24 protein-coding genes are annotated in these 21,486 nt (G+C 60.6%); 14 read left to right on the top strand and 10 right to left on the bottom strand.

The window, feature by feature from the left end:
- Window positions 1-740: 740 nt before the first annotated feature.
- The 3 genes from GNF76_RS28610 to GNF76_RS28600 are packed head-to-tail and all read right to left on the bottom strand — an operon-like array spanning window position 741 to window position 2,792.
- Window positions 741-1,580, bottom strand: coding sequence for a cache domain-containing protein (locus tag GNF76_RS28610; protein WP_155586399.1), 840 nt, complete (start codon window positions 1,578-1,580; stop codon window positions 741-743).
- A gap of 54 nt (window positions 1,581-1,634) precedes the next feature.
- Entirely contained in the window at window positions 1,635-2,105 is a 471-nt protein-coding gene (gene cynS / locus GNF76_RS28605; protein ID WP_155586398.1) for a cyanase, read from the bottom strand.
- A 27-nt stretch (window positions 2,106-2,132) separates the two neighbouring features.
- Entirely contained in the window at window positions 2,133-2,792 is a 660-nt protein-coding gene (locus GNF76_RS28600) for a carbonic anhydrase (RefSeq protein WP_155586397.1), read from the bottom strand.
- Window positions 2,793-2,904: 112 nt separating this feature from the next.
- Here GNF76_RS28600 and cynR point away from each other — a divergent pair, with 112 nt between their 5' ends.
- The gene (gene cynR / locus GNF76_RS28595) at window positions 2,905-3,789 is read left to right on the top strand and encodes a transcriptional regulator CynR (RefSeq protein WP_155586396.1); all 885 of its coding nucleotides are present in this window, start codon (window positions 2,905-2,907) and stop codon (window positions 3,787-3,789) included.
- Here the strand turns inward: cynR and GNF76_RS28590 are convergent.
- Window positions 3,764-4,540: a transporter substrate-binding domain-containing protein gene (locus GNF76_RS28590; protein WP_155586395.1), complete on the bottom strand. Its 777-nt coding sequence runs from the start codon at window positions 4,538-4,540 to the stop codon at window positions 3,764-3,766. The genes cynR and GNF76_RS28590 overlap by 26 nt on opposite strands.
- A gap of 387 nt (window positions 4,541-4,927) precedes the next feature.
- On the opposite strand from GNF76_RS28590, the gene GNF76_RS28585 reads away from it, so the two are divergent.
- The 6 genes from GNF76_RS28585 (at window position 4,928) to GNF76_RS28560 (ending at window position 11,448) form a co-directional block, all read left to right on the top strand.
- Window positions 4,928-6,301: a glutamine synthetase family protein gene (locus GNF76_RS28585; RefSeq protein ID WP_155586394.1), complete on the top strand. Its 1,374-nt coding sequence runs from the start codon at window positions 4,928-4,930 to the stop codon at window positions 6,299-6,301.
- 163 nt (window positions 6,302-6,464) lie between these two features.
- The gene (locus GNF76_RS28580) at window positions 6,465-8,114 is read left to right on the top strand and encodes a phosphoethanolamine transferase (protein ID WP_155586393.1); all 1,650 of its coding nucleotides are present in this window, start codon (window positions 6,465-6,467) and stop codon (window positions 8,112-8,114) included.
- A gap of 73 nt (window positions 8,115-8,187) precedes the next feature.
- Window positions 8,188-8,847 carry a class I SAM-dependent methyltransferase gene (locus GNF76_RS28575; RefSeq protein ID WP_155586392.1) on the top strand — a complete coding sequence of 220 codons (660 nt, stop codon included), beginning with the start codon at window positions 8,188-8,190 and terminating at the stop codon, window positions 8,845-8,847.
- Between the two features lie 122 nt (window positions 8,848-8,969).
- Window positions 8,970-10,103 (top strand): ribonuclease D, encoded by a 1,134-nt coding sequence (rnd, locus tag GNF76_RS28570; protein ID WP_178123641.1) that lies wholly within the window; start codon window positions 8,970-8,972, stop codon window positions 10,101-10,103.
- Window positions 10,100-10,393 carry a YcgL domain-containing protein gene (locus tag GNF76_RS28565; protein WP_155586391.1) on the top strand — a complete coding sequence of 98 codons (294 nt, stop codon included), beginning with the start codon at window positions 10,100-10,102 and terminating at the stop codon, window positions 10,391-10,393. Before rnd ends, GNF76_RS28565 begins: the two co-directional genes overlap by 4 nt.
- A gap of 122 nt (window positions 10,394-10,515) precedes the next feature.
- Window positions 10,516-11,448 (top strand): D-2-hydroxyacid dehydrogenase, encoded by a 933-nt coding sequence (locus tag GNF76_RS28560; RefSeq protein ID WP_155586390.1) that lies wholly within the window; start codon window positions 10,516-10,518, stop codon window positions 11,446-11,448.
- Between the two features lie 54 nt (window positions 11,449-11,502).
- Here the strand turns inward: GNF76_RS28560 and GNF76_RS28555 are convergent, their stop codons facing one another.
- Window positions 11,503-12,096 carry a nitroreductase family protein gene (locus tag GNF76_RS28555; RefSeq protein WP_155586389.1) on the bottom strand — a complete coding sequence of 198 codons (594 nt, stop codon included), beginning with the start codon at window positions 12,094-12,096 and terminating at the stop codon, window positions 11,503-11,505.
- Window positions 12,097-12,283: 187 nt separating this feature from the next.
- Here GNF76_RS28555 and GNF76_RS28550 point away from each other — a divergent pair, with 187 nt between their 5' ends.
- Entirely contained in the window at window positions 12,284-12,733 is a 450-nt protein-coding gene (locus GNF76_RS28550; RefSeq protein WP_155586388.1) for a YcgN family cysteine cluster protein, read from the top strand.
- Between the two features lie 11 nt (window positions 12,734-12,744).
- The gene (locus tag GNF76_RS28545) at window positions 12,745-13,983 is read left to right on the top strand and encodes a M61 metallopeptidase family protein (protein WP_155586387.1); all 1,239 of its coding nucleotides are present in this window, start codon (window positions 12,745-12,747) and stop codon (window positions 13,981-13,983) included.
- Window positions 13,984-14,105: 122 nt separating this feature from the next.
- Here the strand turns inward: GNF76_RS28545 and GNF76_RS28540 are convergent, their stop codons facing one another.
- From GNF76_RS28540 to GNF76_RS28530, 3 genes are all read right to left on the bottom strand, one after another.
- Window positions 14,106-14,456: a YgaP family membrane protein gene (locus tag GNF76_RS28540; RefSeq protein ID WP_155586386.1), complete on the bottom strand. Its 351-nt coding sequence runs from the start codon at window positions 14,454-14,456 to the stop codon at window positions 14,106-14,108.
- Window positions 14,457-14,524: 68 nt separating this feature from the next.
- A complete protein-coding gene (locus GNF76_RS28535; RefSeq protein ID WP_063032537.1) occupies window positions 14,525-14,992 on the bottom strand; it encodes an RNA methyltransferase in 468 nt (155 codons plus the stop codon).
- Between the two features lie 106 nt (window positions 14,993-15,098).
- On the bottom strand, window positions 15,099-15,473 hold the full coding sequence (locus GNF76_RS28530) for a YajD family HNH nuclease (protein WP_003210675.1): 375 nt from the start codon (window positions 15,471-15,473) through the stop codon (window positions 15,099-15,101).
- A gap of 174 nt (window positions 15,474-15,647) precedes the next feature.
- Between GNF76_RS28530 and GNF76_RS28525 the strand changes: the two genes are divergently transcribed.
- Window positions 15,648-16,568, top strand: coding sequence for a ParB/Srx family N-terminal domain-containing protein (locus GNF76_RS28525; RefSeq protein WP_155586385.1), 921 nt, complete (start codon window positions 15,648-15,650; stop codon window positions 16,566-16,568).
- A 42-nt stretch (window positions 16,569-16,610) separates the two neighbouring features.
- Here GNF76_RS28525 and GNF76_RS28520 read toward each other — a convergent pair whose 3' ends face one another.
- On the bottom strand, window positions 16,611-17,297 hold the full coding sequence (locus tag GNF76_RS28520; protein ID WP_155586384.1) for a spermidine synthase: 687 nt from the start codon (window positions 17,295-17,297) through the stop codon (window positions 16,611-16,613).
- 81 nt (window positions 17,298-17,378) lie between these two features.
- Between GNF76_RS28520 and GNF76_RS28515 the strand changes: the two genes are divergently transcribed.
- On the top strand, window positions 17,379-17,666 hold the full coding sequence (locus GNF76_RS28515) for a hypothetical protein (RefSeq protein WP_155586383.1): 288 nt from the start codon (window positions 17,379-17,381) through the stop codon (window positions 17,664-17,666).
- A gap of 31 nt (window positions 17,667-17,697) precedes the next feature.
- Here GNF76_RS28515 and GNF76_RS28510 read toward each other — a convergent pair whose 3' ends face one another.
- On the bottom strand, window positions 17,698-19,752 hold the full coding sequence (locus GNF76_RS28510) for a S9 family peptidase (protein ID WP_155586382.1): 2,055 nt from the start codon (window positions 19,750-19,752) through the stop codon (window positions 17,698-17,700).
- Between the two features lie 21 nt (window positions 19,753-19,773).
- Here GNF76_RS28510 and GNF76_RS28505 point away from each other — a divergent pair, with 21 nt between their 5' ends.
- From GNF76_RS28505 to GNF76_RS28495, 3 genes are all read left to right on the top strand, one after another.
- On the top strand, window positions 19,774-20,325 hold the full coding sequence (locus GNF76_RS28505) for an MFS transporter (protein WP_155586400.1): 552 nt from the start codon (window positions 19,774-19,776) through the stop codon (window positions 20,323-20,325).
- Window positions 20,326-20,355: 30 nt separating this feature from the next.
- Window positions 20,356-21,132, top strand: coding sequence for a class II glutamine amidotransferase (locus tag GNF76_RS28500; protein ID WP_155586381.1), 777 nt, complete (start codon window positions 20,356-20,358; stop codon window positions 21,130-21,132).
- A gap of 11 nt (window positions 21,133-21,143) precedes the next feature.
- The coding region (locus tag GNF76_RS28495) for a DUF2937 family protein (protein WP_155586380.1) at window positions 21,144-21,486 on the top strand (343 nt) is incomplete at its 3' end.

Raw genomic sequence — 21,486 nt, 5'->3', positions numbered from 1 at the left:
GAAAACCCTGTAGCCGCTGTCGAGGTACGAGGCTGCGATGGGTTGCGCAGCAGCCCCCGAGGGCGGTCCTGCGGACCGCATCGCAGCCTCGTGCCTCGGCAGCGGCTACAAAAATCAGGCTCCTGCACAATGGTGTAGATACCTATGCCCATCGCAGCATAGGTATCTACACATCTTTTGAATCCTGCGAAAACCCTGTAGCCGCTGTCGAGGCACGAGGCTGCGATGGGTTGCGCAGCAGCCCCCGAGGGCGGTCCTGCGGACCGCATCGCAGCCTCATGCCTCGGCAGCGGCTACAAAAATCAGGCTCCCGCGCAATGGTGTAGATACCTATGGCCATCGCAGGCAAGCCAGCTCCCACAGAAAAGCAGCTCTGCTTTCGCTCTGGACCTTGCCTTTGCTTCTACCACTCAGGTCGGCTTTCAGGCCGCCGTGCTGTTGATTTTGATCTTAGGCGCCCCGTTAAACCACGATGGCTGAACGCAGGCATTGGTCCGTGGGTAAACCGGCAGGACGCCGGTTTAGCCGCACTGGGCCAGGGATGGCCCATTGCGGCGGCCCACGGAGCAATGCCTACGTTCAGGCACACCGAGCCTGAGCGAGGTGCCGAGTGGTGGGGCAAGAGCCTTTTGGTTACTTTTGGGCTCTTTTCAAAAGTGACCCGCTGTAAGAGCGGAACCCATAGCAGCCATTACCGCAGCAACGGATATGTACTCCCACCCCAACCCGCGCTCCAACCCTCAAGGACTGTAATACCCCACCGCCACAACAAAATGCCCAGCCTTACGCAAATAGGCATGCTTATCCTCAACCTTCCCCGTCACCGGATTCTTCCAGCGATACTCATATTCCCCCTGATCCTGCTCCGCCATCAGCTTCAAGATCGGCTCCCCTACCGGCTTACCCTCCGGGTCCTTGATCTTGCCAAAGTCGGTATTGACCAACCGCAAGTTGGTCCCATGAGCCACGTACCGCTGGGTATCCAGGTCAACCACAAACACATAAAGATCATCCTGCAAAAAACCACCCTGCATGTCATTGATCGCCTTGAGCGTGCCGGCCTCATCTTTCGCCAGATCGCCGACCGCCTTGTCCCGCAGCGCCTTGGCCTGCTCCGGCGAAGCCCGCGGCAGGTAATAGCCCACCGCGAGAATGCGATCGCCAATACGCTGATAAAACACATGCTTGCGTTCAATCTTGCCGTCGTTCCAGTTCTGCCACCGGTAGTCGGCCTGCTGAATGCCATTGGCCTCGGGCTGTAGCAACACGTCCTTGAAGGATTTGCGCAGGTCCGGCCCCAGCACTTCGGAGATATCCCGGCCGATCAACGCGGAGGAGGGCCCGCCACTGGCCAGCAGCACGCCCTTGGTGTCGACCACGAACACGTAGCGGTCCTTGTCGACAAACGCACCCTGGCGACTGAAGGCCGCGAAGGCCTTGTCGCCATTGTCGTGGTAGTACGCCAAGGCTTTTTCCAACAGGCCCTTGGCGGCTTGGGCGTCTTTGTCTTGCGTGGTGGCGGCGTGCACCTGGCTGAAACACAACAGCAACAGCCAGGTGATGCGGAGCATTGCCTTCATTGCCCGTCCCTCGTTCTTGTCAGTGTCCCAAGAGCGTAGACGGTTGTCGGGTAATCAGAACGGCTTGGTCGGCAGGTATTTACCGTCCAGTGTAATCACCGCGCGGGAGCCGCCGTCCGGGTCTTCGACCTTCTTGATGTCCAGCTTGAAGTTGATGGCGCTGATGATGCCGTCGCCGAACTGCTCGTGGACCAAAGCCTTGAGGGTCGAGCCATAGACCTGGAGCATTTCATAGAAGCGGTACATGGTCGGATCCGTTGGAATACCACCCGGGAAGCTGCCACGCAGGGGCACGGTTTGCAGCAGGCGGCTGGCGTCCTGGTCGAGACCGAGTTTGTCACAGACCACGTCAGCGGCGTCCTTGGGCAACGGGTGCTGGCCCAACAAGGCGGCGGTGACGAAGGCCAGGCTCAGGCCGGTGCCGTCGGTGAGGTCCTGCCATGAAAGGTTCTTGCGGGCCTTGATGTCGATAACGGTATCGGCCAGGGCCAGGCGCGGGGTTTGGGCGAATTGGGATTGCAGCATGGTGATTTCCTCTTGGGTAAACAGGGGTTATGCAGCGTGTTGAGGTGTCGTCGAGACCGCACGGGTCTGTGGGTTTTCCAGCAGGGACACAAAACGTCCGGTGGTGCCGTCGAGGGCCGCGATGCAGCCGCTTTCGATGTCGTACACCCAGCCGTGCAGGTTCAGCCGGCCTTGTTCCAGCGCCAGGGCGACTGAGGGGTGAGTCTTGAGGTTAGCCAATTGTGCGACCACGTTTTCCCGTACCAGCGAATCCAGCCGGGCTTCGTCCGAGGCATGGGTACGGGCCGCATTGATCACCTTGGCCGACTCGGCATGGCGCAACCAATTGGCCACGGCGGGTAGGTGGTCCAGGCATTTGCAGGTGGAGATGGCGGTCATGGCGCCACAGTCGGAGTGCCCGCAGATCACGATGTCGCTGACGCCGAGCACAGCGACGGCGTATTCGACCGTGGCTGACACGCCACCCGGCTCCGGGCCGTAGGACGGCACGATATTGCCGGCGTTGCGGATCACAAACAGGTCGCCGGGTTCCTGCTGGGTCAGCAGTTCCGGGACTACGCGGCTGTCGGAGCAGGACACAAACAACGTGCCGGGGTTCTGGGTGGTGGCCAGGTGTTTGAACAGGTCGCTGCGCTGGGCAAAGGCCTCGTCCTGGAACTTGCGAAAGCCGTCGATGAGATGCTGCATGGTGGTTCTCCTTGCGTCGCTGATGGGGCAAGGATGGAAGTTTTCAGTTATAGCGTCCAAGACCGGTTTATTATGGTTTCTATAAGTCATGCCTATAGTTGAGTGTCCTCACATGCTGCTACGCCATATCCGCTACCTGCTGGCTGTTGCCGAGCACTGTAACTTCACGCGCGCCGCCGAAGCGTTGCATGTGTCCCAGCCGACCTTGTCGCAACAGATCAAGCAGTTGGAAGACACCCTTGGTGCACCGTTGCTGGATCGCACCGGACGTAGCGTGCGGTTGACCGACGCGGGCGAGGCTTATGTGCGTTTTGCGCGGCTGGCGTTGCAGGATTTGCAGGCCGGCACGCGGGCGATGCATGACGTGCAGGATTTGAGTCGCGGCACCTTGCGCCTGGCGATGACCCCGACGTTCACCGCTTACCTGATCGGGCCGTTGCTGGCGCGGTTCAACACGCTGTACCCGGGGATTGTGGTGAGCGTCGAGGAACTGACCCAGGACCGTATCGAAGCGGCATTGGCGCAGGATCAATTGGATATTGGTATCGGGTTTACCGGCGAGCATTTGCCGGATATCGAGTGCAAGGGGCTGTTTGTCGAGGAACTGAGCGTGGTAGCCAGCGCAAGCCACCCCACGTTGAGTCGCAAGCAGTGGCTCAAACTGCCTGACTTCAAACAGCAACCGCTGGTGCTGCTGAACTCAGGGTTCGCCACCCGCCGCTACGTCGATGACTATTGCCGGAACCTGGACGTAAAGCCGCAGATTGCCATGGAGGCCAACTCCATCAGTGCCGTCATCGAAATTATTCGCCATACGCACTTGGCGACCATTCTGCCCAGTGCGGTGGCCCAGGCTCAGTCGGGCTTGCACGCGGTGCAGATCCGCCCACCCTTGCCGCAACGCACGGCAGCGTTGCTGAGCCGCAAAGGCGCCTATCGCAGCGCGGCGTGCCGGGCGTTTGTCGAGTTGATCAAGGCGCGGCCAACCACTGGTTGACGATCCCGTCATACACCCCCGTGACCGTACTCAAATGCAGCCACTGGTCCACGTAGCTTTTCCAGGCCACATCGTCCCGCGGCAGCAGGAAGGCTTTTTCGCTGTATTGCATGTAACGCTCGGGGTTCACGGCGCACAACCCAGGCTTGAGCTTCTGCTGGTAACGGGCCTCGCTGGCGTCGGTGATCATCACGTCGGCCTTGTTCGCCAGCAGTTCTTCGAAAATCGTCACGTTATCCGGGAACAGTCGCAACTGTGCCTGGCCAAGGTGCGCCCGGGCGAAGACTTCGTTGGTGCCGCCTGCCGGCTCGATCACTCGGACCTGGGGCTGGTTGATCTGCTCGACAGTCTGATAGCGCGACACATCGGCACAGCGCACCAGGGGAATTTTGCCGTCGACATTCATCGGCTGGCTGAAGAAGGCTTTTTTCTGCCGCTCCAGGGACACGGAAACACCGCCGACGGCCAGGTCGCAACGCTGGGCGAGGAAGTCCGGCATCAGGGTTTTCCAGGTGGTAGGCACCCACTTGACCTGCACACCGAGGCTTTTGGCCAGGGACTGGGCCATGGCGATATCAATGCCCTCGTAGCTGCCGTCCGCGCGCAAATAAGTGTAGGGCTTGTAGTCGCCGGTGGTGCAGACCGTCATTTCGCCGCGCTGGATTACCTCGTCCAGGCGCGAAGCGGGGGAGGCGGCCAGCGCGGGCAGTGCCAGGCCTGTCAGCAGGCAAAGGGTCAGGGGAGCTTTCATGCGGGTGAGTCCTTGGGGGCATGAGCGGGGCACCATATTTTCAAATGTTTAGTCCGGGCACAACCAAACTCCGTCAAGACTGAATTGAACGGCTTATCCAGCCATGTGACGCTGGCGGGCATCTCTTCACTGTGATCCTTGCATGGACGGTTCCCCCGACACTCACCCCGAGACATCGCCTGGCGCTATCGCGTCCAGCAGTCCGGCTCGTCGACGAACCTCTGCCGATGCATTGCCCTCCGAGTTAGCTTTCTGGGCGCTATGGCACTGCCGCCATGCGCGCCCACCGGATACCGCTTCCTTACGTTGATTGTCCCCGTGGATGCCCCGCGCATCTGACCGGCAGCGCTTGTGCGCCTGCCTGACGCGAACGTATGAGAGTTCTCCATGAGCACCGCCTTTGCCACCCTGCATGAAGCCCAGTCCTTTCTTGACCAGAACCCGGATATCGAGATGTTCGAGTTGTTTATCCTCGATAACAACGGCGTGCCCCGAGGCAAGTTGCTGCACCGCGATGAATTGCTGGCGGTCTATAAAAGCGGCCGGCCGCTGCCCAGCACGATCCTCGGCCTGACCATCAATGGCGACGACGTGGAAAACTCCGGCCTGGTGTGGGAAGTGGGTGACATCGATTGCCGCGCCTACCCGGTCAGCGGCAGTTTGCAGCGCATGCCCTGGCGGTTGATTCCGACGGCGGCGGTGCAGGTCAGCATGCACCCCGAGGAAGGGATGCCCGCCACCGTGGCCGATCCTCGGCATTTACTGGCCAAGGTGATCGACGGGCTCAAGGCCGACGGTTACTACCCGGTGATGGCGGCGGAGCTGGAGTTCTATTTGCTCGATCAGAAGCCCGACAGCAACGGCCGGCCGCAACCTGCACGCGATGTGGATGGCGGCCGCCCGCGCTCGACCCAGGTCTATGGCTTGCGGGAGTTGGAACAGATCGAACCGTTCTTGGCCGACCTGTACAGCGCCTGCAAACTGCAGGGCATTCCTGCACGCACGGCAATTTCCGAGTATGCCCCGGGGCAGGTGGAAATCACCCTTGAGCACCGCAGCGATGCCCTGCAAGCCATGGACGAGGCGGTGCGCTACAAGCGTCTGGTCAAGGGTGTGGCCCACAAGCATGGGATGACCGCCTGTTTCATGGCCAAGCCGTTCGATGACCTGGCGGGCACCGGCATGCACATGCACGTCAGCCTGGCCGACCGCGACGGCAACAACCTGTTTGCCAGCGAGGCCGCCGACGGCACACCGTTGTTGCGCCACGCCGTGGGCGGCATGCTCAGCACCTTGCTCGATTCACTGCTGATGTTCTGCCCCAACGCCAACTCCTACCGGCGCTTCCAGACCAACAGCTACGCACCGCTGGCGGCGACCTGGGGCGTGGATAACCGCACTGTCAGTCTGCGGGTGCCGGGTGGGCCGGCGTTTTCCCGACATATCGAGCACCGTATCTGCGGCGCCGATGCCAATCCGTACCTGGCGGCCGCCGCGATTCTGGCGGGGATTCATCGAGGCATTCGCGAGCAGCGCGACCCGGGTGCTCCGGTGGAAGGCAACGGGTATGCCCAAGCTAAAGAGTTGCTGCCCACTGACTGGCTGACCACCTTGCGCGCGCTGGAAGGCTCGACCTGGGCGCGGGAAGCCTTTGGCAGTGAGTTCCTCGGGGTTTACCTGGCGGTGAAACGTGCGGAATACCGTCAGTTCATGGGGGAGGTTGGAGAGCAGGATTGGCGCTGGTACCTGCATCAGGCCTGACGGGGCCTTCCGGGAGTAAACAGAAAGTTTGGTAATTGTTCACTCCCACTATTTATTCCTATTGTTTTCACGAAAAATTGATAGACGCCTGCTTACAGTCCGTGCCGTCGCTACCAAAGGGTTTTTTCCTGGCGGCACTTATTTCCTGGCCAAGCAGAGCGTTATGTTCAGCGTTAAACCCGTCCGCCCCGAGATTATTACCCTGATTGCCAGCGTATTTCTGTTGCTGGGATTCAACTTCGTTCTGTGGCAGCACCTGGCGGATATCGTCACCCTCGACACCCGTGGGTTGCTGATGTGCGCAGCCTTCGCCGTCATGCTGTTGTGCGGCTTCAATCTGGTGCTGACGCTGTTGGCCTTTCGATGGGTGCTCAAACCGGTCTTGATGCTGCTGTTTTTGATCAGTGCCGGTGTGGCTTATTTCATGAGCCAGTACGGAGTGTTGATCGACGCGGCGATGTTTCGCAACTTTGCCGAAACCAACGCGACCGAAGTCCGCGACCTGTTGTCGTTAAAGTTGCTGGCCTATGTTGTGTTCCTGGGCGTTTTACCGTGTTGGGTATTGTGGAAAACCCCCATCAATTATCGCCGCTGGCACCGTGAAGTATTGAGCAAGGTACTGGTGAGTGTTGCCTCGGTCGCGGTCATTGGGGGTGTAGCGCTGATTAACTACCAGGGTTTGGCCTCGCTGTTTCGCAACCACCATGAATTGCATTTGATGATCGTGCCGAGCAACTACGTCGGTGCCTCCATTGGCTACCTGCGTGAGCAGGTGGTTTCTGCCCGGCAACCGTTCCAGACCATCGCCGAAGACGCGCAAAAAAGTCCCGCCTGGCAAGCCCACACCCGCAAGTCTCTGACCGTGCTGGTAGTGGGGGAAAGTGCTCGCGCCGAGAATTTCGGCATTCTGGGGTACGACCGTGATACCACCCCTGAGCTGTCGCGGGAAAACGGCTTGATCGCCTTCACCGATGTGCACTCCTGCGGTACCGAAACGGCGGTGTCGGTGCCCTGTATGTTTTCCAATATGGGGCGCAAGAACTACAACGCCAGCCAGGCGAAAAACCAGGAAGGCTTGCTGGATGTGCTCAAGCGCGCCGGTATCGAGGTGATCTGGCGCGACAATCAATCCGGCTGCAAGGGCACCTGTGATCGGGTGACGGTCCAGAATGTCAGCAAACTCCAGGACCCGGTGCTGTGTGCCAACAGCGAGTGCCGAGACGAAATCCTATTGCAGGGCCTGCAGGCGTTCATCGACAACCTGGACAAGGACACCGTGCTGGTGCTGCACCAGATGGGCAGCCATGGCCCGGAGTACTACAAGCGTTACCCCAAGGAGTACGAACATTTCACCCCGGTGTGTGAGAGCAATGCCCTGAATACCTGCAGCCGCGAAAGTATTGTGAACGGCTACGACAACACCCTGGTCTACACCGATCATGTGCTGGCCAGTCTGATCAACGTGCTGCGCAGCAATCAACAGAAGGTCGATACCGCCATGCTCTACCTGTCCGACCACGGCGAGTCCCTGGGGGAATACAACCTGTTTCTCCACGGCACCCCGTACATGTTGGCGCCGGACCAGCAGAAACATGTGGCGATGTTGGCCTGGTTCTCAGACAGTTATCAGTCAGCTTTTTCGGTGGATACTCATTGCCTGCAACTGAGTCGTCACAAACCCTTGAGCCAGGACAATCTGTTTCATTCGATGCTGGGCCTGCTGGACGTCAACACCCATGCCTATAACCCAGGCCTGGATATGTTCGCCGGCTGTCGCACGGCAGTGGCTGACGGTGTGCTCGCCAAACATTGAACCTTTTTCGACCTTTTTTTCACGCGACGGTAGTTAAGCTACTTGCGTATGAACCACCCACAAGAGTCGTGTGATGTCGTCGCAACCACCGTCCTCCATCGAGATTGAGTTTGCCGAGCGTTATGACCGTGAGCACGCCCGTGTCTGCGGTGACACGCGTCCGCCCGGGTTGTGGCGTCGCCTGGCGCTGTGGCGCGATGAGCGGTTGGTGCGCCAGGCGCTGAAGATCGCCGGTGAGCCTGGCTTGATCCTTGATCTGGCTTGCGGTCTGGGTCGTTTCTGGCCGGTGCTCGCCGAGCACGGCAACCGGGTGATCCTGGCGTCGGACAACTCTCAGGCCATGCTCGACCATGCCCGCACCCACCATGCCCCGGCACTGCTCAAGCGCGTGAAGACCTTTCAGGGGTCGGCGTTTTCTATCGGCCTGTCGGCCAACGCCGTGGACTGCATCTTTTGCCTGGAGTTGTTTCGCCATGTACCCGGTGCCGAAGGGCGCTTGGCGCTGCTGCAAGAGTTTCACCGGGTCAGCCGCGACACGGTGATTGTCTCGGTGAACAGTGACGCCGGTTACAAGGCCTTCGCCGCCCAGGGCCTGGCCCCGCCGGCCTCTGGCAGTCACCGGGCACAGGTGGAAGCAGAGTTCAAACAGGCCGGCTTCAAGATCCTCAACCACCAGGAATTCCTGCCAGGTTCGGCGATGTGGCGGGTGTACGTCCTGCGTAAAAGAGGCTAAGCCGCGTCTGTCGGACTATTCTTCGTCCCCTGTCAGAGTTTTCATGGGCGCTCTTGCACTGCGGATGCTCGCAAATCCCTTTAGCGATATATACTGCGCGCCATTCTTCAAGGGAGAGCCGTGTGGCCATCGATATTCACTGGATCTGCGACAACGATAGCCTCGGCCAGCATTGCGCCCAATGGCAGCAGTTGCCATTCGTCGCCCTCGACACCGAATTCATGCGGGTCGACACCTTTTACCCCATCGCCGGGCTGATCCAGATCGGTGATGGCGTTCGCGCTTATCTGATCGACCCCTTGACCATCGATAACTGGCAACCCTTGGCCGCCTTGCTGGAGAACCCGGCGGTGATCAAGGTGGTGCACGCCTGCAGCGAAGACCTGGAAGTGTTGCTGCGCCTGACCGGCAGCCTGCCGGTGCCGTTGTTCGACACCCAATTGGCTGCCGCGTACCTGAACCTGGGCTTTTCCATGGGCTATTCGCGGTTGGTGCAAGCCGTCCTCGATATCGAGTTGCCCAAGGGCGAAACCCGCTCGGACTGGCTGCAGCGGCCCTTGTCCGAGACGCAAATCAGCTACGCCGCCGAAGATGCCGTGCATCTGGCGCAAGTCTACATACGCCTGCGGCCCAAGCTGTCTGACGACAAGTACGCCTGGGTCCTGGACGACGGCGCTGAGCTGGTCGCCAACCTGCGCCGCGAAGTCGACCCTTACGAGGTCTACCGCGAGGCCAAGCTGGCCTGGAAACTGTCCCGGGCCCAGCTCGCGGTGCTGCGTGAACTGTGCGCCTGGCGCGAGCAGGAAGCCCGCGCCCGTGACCTGCCGCGCAACCGGATCATTCGCGAGCATTCGTTATGGCCCCTGGCCAAGTCTCAGCCGGATAACCTCGCCGCCCTGGCAAAAATCGAAGACATGCACCCGCGCACCGTGCGTCAGGACGGCGAGTTCCTGCTGGACCTGATCAAACGGGCCGGCAGTGTGTCGATGGACCAATGGCCACCGGCGGTTGCCGAGCCTTTGCCGGTAGATGCAGCTGTATTGATCAAGCAGCTGCGTGCCCTCGGCCAGGCCGAAGCGGAGCGTCTCGACATGGCGCCGGAACTGATGCTGCGCAAGAAAACCCTCGAAGCCCTGGTCAAAAGTGGCTACCCCGAGGGCCCTTACCAATTGCCTGACTCGCTGCGTGGCTGGCGCCGCGAGTTGATGGGCCAGGCGCTGCTGGACAGCCTGGCCACCGCCGGAGAACAGCCTTGAAACGTATTTGCTCCATCTATCGCAGCCTGAAACGAAACGAGATGTACCTCTACGTGCTGAAAAGTGATGCCCTGGAGCGCGTCCCGGAAACCCTGCTGGCGGCGTTCGGCAAGCCTCATCATGCCTTTGACCTGGTACTGAGTCCCGAGCGCAAGCTGTCCCGCGAAGACATCGCGGTGGTTCTGGAAAACCTCGAAAAGCAGGGTTATCACCTGCAAATGCCACCGGCCGAGGACGAGTACATCGAGCATTTGCCTGACGAGCTGCTGCGCCGCAACGACCCGATGTGATCGGTAGGTGCCCCGTCTGGGGCACGTTCATGAAATGGAATCGTATTATCTGGCGGCGGCCCGAGGGATGCCGTGAACTTGCTGCTTGCGGCCGCCTGCACTGTTTTTGAAAGGTTTGAACCATGCGCGTTCTGATTGCTGAACACGATCATCCGCTGTACGCCCAACTGCTGCGCGAAGCTGCGCCGGACCTCGAAGTGATGACCAGCGGCGACTCCGCCGAGTTGTCGCGTCTGGCTGGTGATTGTCCGGTGTGGCTTGGCCAGCCGGACCTGCTGTCGACCCTGCTGCGTCAGGGCCACCACCCGCAATGGCTGCAATCGACCTGGGCCGGGATCACCCCGTTGCTGGCTGAAGGGTTACCCCGTGACTACCGTCTGACCCGCGCGGTTGGCATCTTTGGCCAGGTGATGGCCGAGTACGTGCTCACTTATATGCTCGGCCATGAGCGCGAAGTACTCGCGCGCCTGGTGAGCCAGGTGGAACGCAAGTGGGACAACCGTATGGGCCAGAGCCTGGCAGGCCGCAAGGCGCTGATCGTCGGCACCGGTGATATCGGCCGCAGTGTGGCGCAGTTCCTCCAGCCCTTTGGTGTCGAGCTGTATGGCATCGCCAGCGAAGCCCGTGAGCAGGCACCGTTTGTTGAAGTGGCCGGCCTGGACCAACTTGGCCGGTTGGTGGGGGAGGTGGACTACGTGATCAACCTGCTGCCCAACACGCCGAACACCCATGACCTTTACGACGCGGCGCTGTTCAAGCAATTCAAGCCGACCGGTTTGTTTATCAACGTTGGACGCGGTGTGGCGGTTGTCGATGCCGACCTGGTGGAAGCCTTGAAGGAAGGGCATCTGGCGGGTGCGGTCATCGACGTTTGCCGTCAGGAGCCGCTGCCACAGCGTCATCCGTTCTGGACCGCCTGGGGCTTGTTGCTGACCGGCCACAGCTCGGCACCGACTTCACCGAAAATGATGGTGCAGTTGTTTGTCGAGAATCTGCGGGCGTATCAGGCCAAGGATGCGTTGCGTGGTGAAGTGAGTTTCGAACGCGGTTACTGAGCACACTGCGGACCCATGTGGGAGCGGGCTCCCACATTTGGTTTTTTGCGTGGCTTAGAGGCTGAAGTCGCCTTCTGCCACCAACTCGGTCAACGGTCGACGCGGGCTCGGGGTTTCCCGGGCTTGCAGGTAGTCCGCCAATGTCGACTTGTCGCCCAGCTTGCCAACCGCCACGGCCGCATGCAGCGCATAGCCTTCGGGGATTTTCAGTTCCTTGCGGGTCAGTTCCTGATCGAAACCGGCCATGCCATGGGTGTGCCAGCCGCTGATGCTGGCTTGCAGCGCCAGGTGGCCCCAGGCGGAGCCGGTGTCAAAGGTGTGCCACAGGGCTGGAGTTTCTTCGGTGGCGCCAGGCGCGACGAAGTCGGTTTTCGAGATCACGATCACCAGGGCTGAGGCATGTTGCGCCCAGCCACGGTTGAATTCGTTCAGCAGACCCAGGAAACGCTCCCAGTTCGGCGTGTCACGGCGCGCGTAGAGAAAGCGCCAAGGCTGCGAGTTATAAGCCGATGGCGACCAGCGGGCCGCTTCAAAGAAGCTCAGCAGGGTTTTTTCCGGGATGTTCTCGCCAGTAAAGGCCCGAGGTGACCAGCGGTCGGTGAACTGCGGGTGAATGGCATAATCGGCAACGCGTGGGTTGGTGCTCATGGGCAGTTCCTGGTGACGGGATGGGCGAAGGATGCAAGGTGCTGATCAAAAAAACAGGGGCTCAAAGCTACTGTGCCTATCGGGTCGCTGACAAGTCTTGTTCTACCGGCAGTCGTAAGCGCTTGGCCCCGAGGGCCTTGGGCACTAGACTGGCGGCCTTTTAACATACCGATACTGATGTAGAGCCATGGCCGCTAAAGTCGAACCTTTCTGGATCCGCAAAACCCTCGAACAACTCGACCAGGATGAGTGGGAGTCGTTGTGCGACGGCTGCGGCCTGTGCTGCCTGCAAAAGCTCGAGGATGAAGACGACAACAGCGTCTATTACACGCGCATCGCCTGCAAACTGCTGGACCTGAAAACCTGCCAGTGCACCGATTACCCCAATCGTCGCGACTCGGTGCCTGACTGTATCCAGCTCACCCCGGGCCAGGCCGATCAGTTCAAATGGCTGCCGCCCACCTGCGGCTATCGGCTGGTCAGCGAGCGCAAGGACTTGCCGCTGTGGCATCACCTCGTCTGTGGCGATCGCGATGCGGTGCACCACGAACGTATTTCCCAGTCCGGGCGCATGCTCAGCGAAGGCAGCGTGGCCGAGGACGATTGGGAGGATTACCTGATTTTCCGCGCTGGCTGAAAGGAGTGTGTATGACGGTTGTAGGGAAACTGGTCGCAAGCCTGTTGTTGCTGGCGCTGAGCACGTCGGCATGGTCTGCGAAGAAAGTCGACCTGGACTATCACGTCAAGCTGTTGCCCCAGAGTGATCAAGCCGAAGTCCGCCTGAGCCTGTCCCAGGGTTCGGCGGTGCGCAGCCTGAATTTTGATCTGGGCCGCGATGGCGACTACAGCGATTTCAAGGCCGATGGCCAGTGGCAAGTCCTACCGGGCCACACGGCCGGTGACAGCCGAGGCCTGTGGAAACCCAGCGCCGATAAGGCCAGCCTGACTTACCGCGTACGCCTCAGTCATACCCGCAAGAAGGGTATCTATGAAGCGCGCATGACGCCGAGCTGGGCGCTGTTTCGCGGTGAAGACCTGGTGCCGAAGGCCCGTCTCGATCAGCAAGATGGCATTGAGCTGGTGTCACGGTTGACTTTCGAACTGCCAGCCGGCTGGAAAAGTATCGAGACCACTTGGCCGCGCATTGGCAAGAACAAATTCCGCATCGATAACGTTTCCCGCCTGTTTGACCGGCCCACCGGCTGGATGCTCGCGGGTACGCTGGGCACGCGTCGGGTACGCCTGGGGGAGACCGAAATCACAGTGGCCTCGCCCAAGGGCCAGGGCATGCGGCGCATGGACGTCCTGACACTGCTGACCTTTGTCTGGCCCCAGGTGCAAGCGGCGTTTCCCCGCCATCCGGCCAAACTGCTGGTGGTCGGCGCCAGCGACCCGATGCGACGTGGCGCGTTCTCGGCGAGGGATTCGATCTACCTCAACAGCCGCACGCCGCTGGTGAGTGAAAACGGCAGCAGTGCGCTGATGCGTGAGGTGGTGCAAGCGATCGGTCGCATCAACGACAACCAGAGCAGTGACTGGATCAGCGAAGGCCTGGCGGAGTATTACGCCATTGAGCTGGTGCGCCGTGCCGGTGGTATCAGTGACGAGCGCTACGCCGCGATCCAGGCGCGGTTGAACAAGGAAGGGAAGGCTGTGACCACGTTGCGCGGTGATCAGGTCAGCGGCGCAACGGTGGCGCGTGCGGTGGTGTTGTTGCAGGAGCTGGACCGCGAGATTCGCTTGAAAACCCACAACAAGCGCTCACTGGATGATTTGACTCAGGCGGTGATGCGTTTGCGCAGCATCAGCACGAAGGAGTTTGTGCAGTTGGGGGAAAGCATTATTGGCGAGTCGTCGGTGGTGCTGGATACCAAGCTGTTGCGCTGATTTGTAGCCGCTGCCGAGGTACGAGGCTGCGATGCGTGTCCGCAGGACCGCCCTCGGGGTCTGCTGCGCAGCCCATCGCAGCCTCGTACCTCGGCAGCGGCTACTCCCACACTTGATAGTATTCAGCCTGTGGTTTTAGCGGTCTTTTCGGCCGCAACTTGCGCCTCGGTCTTGAGGTTCTTCAGCTCTTCCCCCGCCCGCTCAATCTTCGTGCGCACGGTGTTCATGTCCTGGCGGCTTTTTTCCAGCAGGTCTTTCGCCGAGCTGTGGCCGCTGATGCCACGGGCCAGCGCCACGCCGCCAATCGCCACCTGGATCAAGCCGAAAAAGCCGCCACGGCGCAGGCCTTTGCCCATCATCACCACGCCGCCCGCCAGGGAACCAATGCGTTCCCAGCCCTGCACGTTCTGCGTGGGTTGGCTCCGGAACGGGGTGGACTCGGTGATAGGTCGCAAGGTTTTACTGTCGCTCATGATCTGTCTCCAACAAGGGTCATTGATAGATAGCTGACCGTCGGCGCGACACAGATGTTCCCGAAAAATCAGTACTTGGGGCCCGAGCGGGTGTTGTTGCCCTTGGCCAGGCGGTCATAAAGCACAACGTTGACGGTGGCGGCGAGGTTCATGCAGCCGGTGGTCGGGATGTAGACCACGTCTTCACACCAGTCGCGAATCTCTTTGTCCAGGGAGCCGTCTTCCGGGCCGAAGATATACAGCGCGCGGTCGGGATGGGTGTATTCCGGGAGAGGGCGGGCGCCTTCCACCAGTTCCACGGCGACCGGGATGCAGCCCAGGGGCAGGATTTTTTTCAGGTCATCGATGCCGATCAGTGGAATGTCGTGGTGGACTTTCTTGGTGTCGGTGATGAAATCCCGGGCTCGTTCATACCGCTTGCCGGTGTAGAACACCGATGCCACGCCATAACAGCCGGCGGCGCGCATCACCGAACCGACGTTCTCGGGCGACTTGGGGTTATACAGACCAATGCAGCTGTAGCGTTTATTGCCCACGGGAAAGGGTGCCTTCGAGAAAAACCGCGATTATACGGGGATTGCTCGCAAGGAGGGCGGCACATGATGACTGTGGCGAGCCCGCTCGCCACAGTCATCAAACGCTTCAGTCGTCTTTCTTCATCAGGCCAGCCAGCGCCGCGAAGGGATTATGCGTCGCCTTGGCGATGGTCGGACTGCTGGTGGAACCCTCACCGAAATACTGCTGGTCGGTATAACGTGAGTGTTCGTTATCGTGGCAGTACAGGCACAGCAACTCCCAGTTGGAGCCGTCCTGGGGGTTGTCGTCATGGTTGTGGTTGCGGTGGTGCACGGTCAGTTCGCTCAGGCGCTTGCCGGCGAATTCACGGGCGCAGCGGCCGCACACGTGGGGGTACATCTTCAAGGCTTTGTCGCGGTAGCCCATTTCCCGGTCGCGCTGGGCATCGGCAAGGATGCGGTCCAGCTTGGCGGTGTGGGAGGGCGGGTTGGTCGAGCTCATCATGGCTCCTGTGTTTTAGTGGATCACGGATAACGTTGATTCTAGCCGTTGGCGGAATAATTAGCCCCCGGCTTTTTTCAACTGCGCGCCGTCCCGTGGCAGGTTATTTTGTAATATTGCTGCTTGATCATTGGCTGATCATCTGGAGAAAGTCTTATGAAAGGATCCTCATTCATGCGCTTGCAATCTGGGCTGTTGGCCCTTCTGTTGTGTGTTGTCACGGCTCAAGTCCAGGCGTTCTCGACGCCCAAGCCGGGGCAGGTGATTGATGTTGCCCTGGAGCAGTTGCATCCGACCCAGGCGGTCATCGGCTTTGATCAGATCTATTACAAGCTGGGGCTGTTCGCGGGGTCGCGGTCCAAGCTGTTCGACGAATACTGTGAGACTAACGGTCAGGGCAAAGCCGACAAAGTGCCGAAAAAGGCCGATTTGCAAAAACCGGACAGCTTCACCTGCAAAGACCCCGTGGGCACTCACCCCGCTGATATGAAAACCGTGGTGGTCGGCCCCGCTGGCCAGTTGTACCTCACTGATGGCCACCATACGTTCAGCAGTTTTTGGGAGCAGCCTGGCGCTGGCCCCAAGTTGAAGATGTGGGTACGGGTGACTGACGACTTCAGCGACAGCCCGAACCTGGCCATTTTCTGGCAGCGTATGGAGCAGGGTCGCAAGGTCTGGCTCAAGGACGGCCAGGGCAAAACCATTGCCCCGACGCAAATTCCTGCGCATCTGGGCTTCAAGGACCTGCAGGACGATACCTTCCGCAGCCTGGTGTACTTCTCGCGCAAAGCGTCCTACGGCAAGCCGAATTCGGACGCGGTCGCGCCGGAGTTCCTGGAGTTTTATTGGGGCGGTTGGTTGCGGCCGCAGGTGGACCTGACAGCGTTCAATTTGAACAAGAAGGGCGGATACAGCGACGCCATTGAAGCGGTCGCCAAATTGATGGTGACGCTGGCACCTGATGCGCCCGTAGGGGATAGCGGTTTCACAGCGCTGCAGTTGGGAGGCTTTACGTCGCTGGACCGCAAGGAGCTGGAGAAAACCTTCGAGGAGAAGGTGCCCTATGTGATCGATTACCGGAACGGGTTTCGCTAGGCCATGATGACCGTTCCCACGCGGGCGTGGGAACGGTCTGGCTTAGCCTTTGAGCTTTTCAGCAATCCAGATGGTATGACGCGTGCCCTTGTTGCCATGGGCAAACACTTGCACTTCTTCGGCCTTGAAACCCGCCTTGCGCAATTTTTCGCTGAACTGTTTATCCGCACTGGCCGACCACACCGCCAACACCCCCTTGGGCCGCAGGGCCTTGGCGCAAGCGCTCAGGCCGCCGGCGGAATACAGCCAGCTGTTGGCTTTTTGCGTCAGGCCTTCGGGGCCGTTGTCGACGTCGAGCATGATTGCATCAAACCCCTGGGGCTCGGCCTGCAGCACCTTGGCCACATCTTCCATGCGGATCACGGTGCGCGGATCCAGCAGCGGTCGACCCGACTTCTCGCCCAAAGGGCCACGATTCCACTCCACCACGCCCGGCACCAGTTCGGCGACCACCACTTCGGCGGCCTTGCCCAGATGCTTAAGCGCCGAGGCCAGGGTAAAGCCCATGCCCAGCCCGCCAATCAACACCCGAGAATCGGGCCGGCCGGCCACTTTGCGGCATGGAATCTCTGCCAAGGCGTCTTCTGAACCGTGCATGCGGGTGTTCATCAACTGGCCACCGTCACCGCCCTGGATCTTGATGACAAAGTCCTCGCCGTATTCGAACAGGCACAAGGCACCGCCGTTGTCGGGGATCGGGGTGGTGTCCAGCAGAACGAAACGTTTCATGGAAATCTCATTGAGAAGGGCATTCTTGCGCGGTTGGGAGTAGCCTTGGGACTGGATTACAGTCAGGCCATGGAGCCATCGATGAAGTGCAGCATTCTAACGGTCATTGTATGGAGCGCGCTCACCTTGAGTAGCGCGTATGCCCAGGAGTTGCAAACCGTGCCAACGCCTCCCGCACCCACGCCGGGTTCGCCGGGCACTGCAACGCCCACTCCCTACCCGCAAGTGACGCCGCCGACGACGCCAAAGGCCCCCGGCAGCACCGGTGCACCTTTGTTGCCGCCGATTGAAATGCCCAAGCCGCCGAAGGATCAGACGCTTCCCGGCTTGCAGCAGAACGACATCAAGCCCAAGCCATCGGGCAGCTAGCACCACTGTCGGGACGGCAATTGCCCGTTCCTTAAGCCAACCCCAGCGCCTTGAAAACGAACCCGTATTCGAGGGCTACGTCACGTAGTCCTTGATAGCGGCCACTCATTCCGCCGTGGCCGGCGCCCAGTTCGGTCTTGAGCAGCAGCAAATTGTTGTCGGTCTTGGTAGCGCGCAGTTTGGCCACCCACTTGGCCGCTTCCCAATACTGCACCCGGCTGTCGTTGTAGCCCGCAATCACCAGCGTCGCGGGATAAGACTGAGCGCTGACATTTTCGTAGGGCGCGTAGGCCTTGATCCGCTCGTAGACGTCCGGCTCCTGAGGGTTGCCCCATTCGTCGTATTCAGTGACGGTCAGCGGCAAATCGGGGTCGAGCATGGTGTTGAGCACGTCTACGAACGGCACTTCGGCAATCGCCGCCTGGAACAGCTGCGGACGCTGATTGAGCACCGCGCCGATCAGCAGGCCGCCGGCGCTGCCGCCGCTGATGGCCAGTTGCTTGGAAGTGGTATGGCCTTGGGCGATCAGGTGTTCGGCGCAGGCGATAAAGTCGTTGAAGGTGTTCTGCTTGTGCTCCTGCTTGCCGGCGCGGTACCAGGCTTCGCCCAGCTCACCGCCGCCGCGTACATGGGCAATCGCGAAGGCCACGCCACGGTCGAGCAGGCTCAGGCGGGCGTGGGAGAACCACGGGTCAAGGCTTTCGCCGTAGGCACCATAACCGTACAGGTACAGCGGCGTTGGCTGACCGAGTTGATCGCGCTTGACCACAAGGCTGATGGGCACCTGGGTGCCATCGACCGAGGTTGCCCACAGCCGCTGGCTGACGTAATCGTCGGCGTTGAACGCGCCCAATACCGGGGTTTCCTTGAGCACGTGCTGTGCGCCGCTGGCCAGGTCCAGCTGACGTACCTGGGCCGGGCGGTTCAGGGCTTCATAGCGCAGGCGGATCTTGTCGCTGACGAATTCCAGGGTGTTCTGCACGTACAGGCTGTAGGCCGCGTCCGGCAATTGCACCCGATACGCCGGCAGGCCTTGTGGGTGCACCTCGATGATTGGTAGGCCGCCTTCGCGCAAGCTCAGGGTCATGGCCCGCGCGTTGAGGCTCACACCCTCGATCATCACCGTGTCGCTGTGCGGGACCAGGTTCTGCCAGTCTCCCTGGGTCGGTACGCTTGCGGTGTCGGCCGCCTGGAACAGGGCGAAGTTGATCCCGTCGCGGTTGCTGCGGATAAACCAGGTCCACTGATCATCCAGCTTTCCGTGGTCGACGTCGTATTCATGGCCTTCAACCCTAGGCGCCAGGCAGGTAAAGGCCTGGTGCGGCTGATCGGCGTCCAGGGCCCAGACTTCGCTGGTGGTCTTGCTGCCCAGGGACAGCAGCAGTTGCCGCTCGGAGCTTGCCCGGTAGCAATGCAGGAAGAAACGGCCGTCTGGCTCATGGAACACTTCTTCGGCCGCTGTGCCGTCCAGGCGATAGCGATACAGCTTATGCGGGCGATGGGTGTCATCCAGCTCGCCAAAAAACAGGGTCAGGCTGTCGTTGGCCCAGGTCATGCTGCCGTCGCAGTCTTCGAATGCCAGTTCGCTGACGTTGCCGGTGGCCAGTTCCTTCACGTACAGGGTGTAAATCTCTTCGCCACTGGTATCCAGGCTGTAGGCCAGGCGCTGGTGGTCCGGGCTGATGCTGAAGGCACCGAGGGAGAAAAACCCGCCGTTGGCCAGCACGTTGGGGTCGAGCAGCAACTCTTCGGCATTTTCGTCCACCTGCTGGCTGTCGTCGGCCGGGCGTGGGCAGCGGTAGTGACGGGCGTATTCGTCGCCGGCCGTGGTGCGGGTGTAATACAGGTACGGCCCCCATGGGGAGGGCAAGGACAGGTCAGTTTCGAGGATCCGGCCCTTGATCTCTTCGAACAAGGTTTCGCGCAGGGCTTTCTGATCCGCAAGCTGCGCCTCTTGCCAGGCATTTTCTGCCTTGAGGTAGTCGAGCACCTCGCTGCTGTCGCGTTCTTGCAGCCAGGCGTACGGGTCGTTCCCTGTGGCTTTGCGGGCAATCGGGGCGGCAGTGACGTGGGTCGATGGGGGCATGGATCACTCTCTGTCTGGCAGTTGGCCGACGGCATTGCAGCCTCGGCACTGAAAAGCCGTTATCATAGCGGCCTGTTTGCCTACCTTGCCATGGACACCATGACCGAGAACGACTATCTGACCGCTTGGGGCCTCTACGCCTTCGCAGCTTTGGGCTGCCTGTTGGTGTGGTTTGCCATGACCCGCTGGATGTGGCGCTGGCTGCGTGAGCCACTGCGGTTGCTGATGGCGGTGTTGCTGTTAAGCCCAACCATCGTCGACCCGGTCAAGACGCAGTTTGCGCCGGCCGTGGCCATCACCGCCCTGGACTTGGTGCTCAAGGTCGGCAACAACGCCTGGCGGGCGATTTCCGACCTGGTGATGTACGCGATGATCGCCTTCGGTGTGTACCTGGTGATCGTACTGATCCGCTGGCCCATCGAGCGTGCTGCCAAGGCTCGCCGTGAGCAGAAGGCTGCGGCTGCAACTGCTGCGGCGGCGGAGCCTGCAGAAGACGATGAACCCTTTGGTGGCGAGCGTTACGGTCGTCCGGCAGCCCCAGCCAGCAATCTGCGGGTCGAACCGCGTCTTTAACGTTGTCCGCCCTGCTGTGAGAGTCCTGGCATGTGTGAATTATTGGGCATGAGTGCCAACGTACCGACCGATATCGTCTTCAGCTTTACCGGGCTGATGCAGCGGGGCGGTCGCACCGGCCCCCACCGCGACGGTTGGGGCATCGCCTTCTACGAAGGTCGTGGCCTGCGCTTGTTCCAGGACCCGGCCGCCAGCAGCGAATCGGAAGTTGCGCGGCTGGTGCAGCGTTATCCCATCAAGAGCGAAGTGGTGATTGGCCATATCCGTCAGGCCAATGTGGGCAAAGTGTGCCTGTCCAATACCCACCCGTTTGTCCGTGAGTTGTGGGGCCGCAATTGGTGTTTTGCGCATAACGGGCAATTGGCTGGCTTCAATCCCCGCGCCACGTTTTACCGCCCGGTCGGTGATACCGACAGCGAAGCGGCGTTCTGCGATTTGCTCAACCGGGTGCGCGAGGCTTTCCCGGAGCCGGTGGACATCGAACAGGTGTTGCCGGATTTGATCGCGGCCTGCGCCGAATACCGCAGCAAAGGTGTGTTCAACTGCCTGCTCAGCGATGGCGATTGGCTGTTTTGCTACTGCTCGACCAAGCTGGCGCAAATCACCCGGCGTGCGCCGTTTGGCCCGGCGCGCTTGAAAGATGTCGACGTGATCGTCGATTTTCAGGCCGAAACTACTCCCAATGACGTGGTGACGGTGATTGCCACCGAGCCCCTGACCGAAAACGAGACCTGGACCCGCTACGAACCGGGCCAGTGGAGCCTGTGGCGACGCGGTGAATGCGTCAGCCAGGGCATAACGGCATAAGGACATCGCTCATGTTGCTCAGCTATTTGCGTCTGGTGCTGTTTGCCATTGGCTTGTTGGTCGGTGTTCAGGTGCCGGGGTTTATCAACGACTACGCCAAGCGCGTGGAAGCCCACCTGATCGAGGCCCAGACTGGCCTGCGTGGCTTTGACGCCACGGCGCAGCAGTTCTTCAATGGCGATTTGCAGGCGTTGGTGGCCCATTACCGCGCCAGCGATGATCCTGTCTTCCGTAGCGATGCCAACAGTCTCGGCACCTTGCTCGACCGTCAGGTGGCGTTGGACAAGCAGTTCCAGGCGATGCAAGGCCCTTGGTACATCCGTGCCCTGCAAGTGGCGGTGGCCGCTGATCCGG

Source organism: Pseudomonas spelaei (assembly GCF_009724245.1).
Taxonomy (GTDB): domain Bacteria; phylum Pseudomonadota; class Gammaproteobacteria; order Pseudomonadales; family Pseudomonadaceae; genus Aquipseudomonas; species Aquipseudomonas spelaei.
This window is presented reverse-complemented; position numbering and strand designations above follow the sequence as displayed.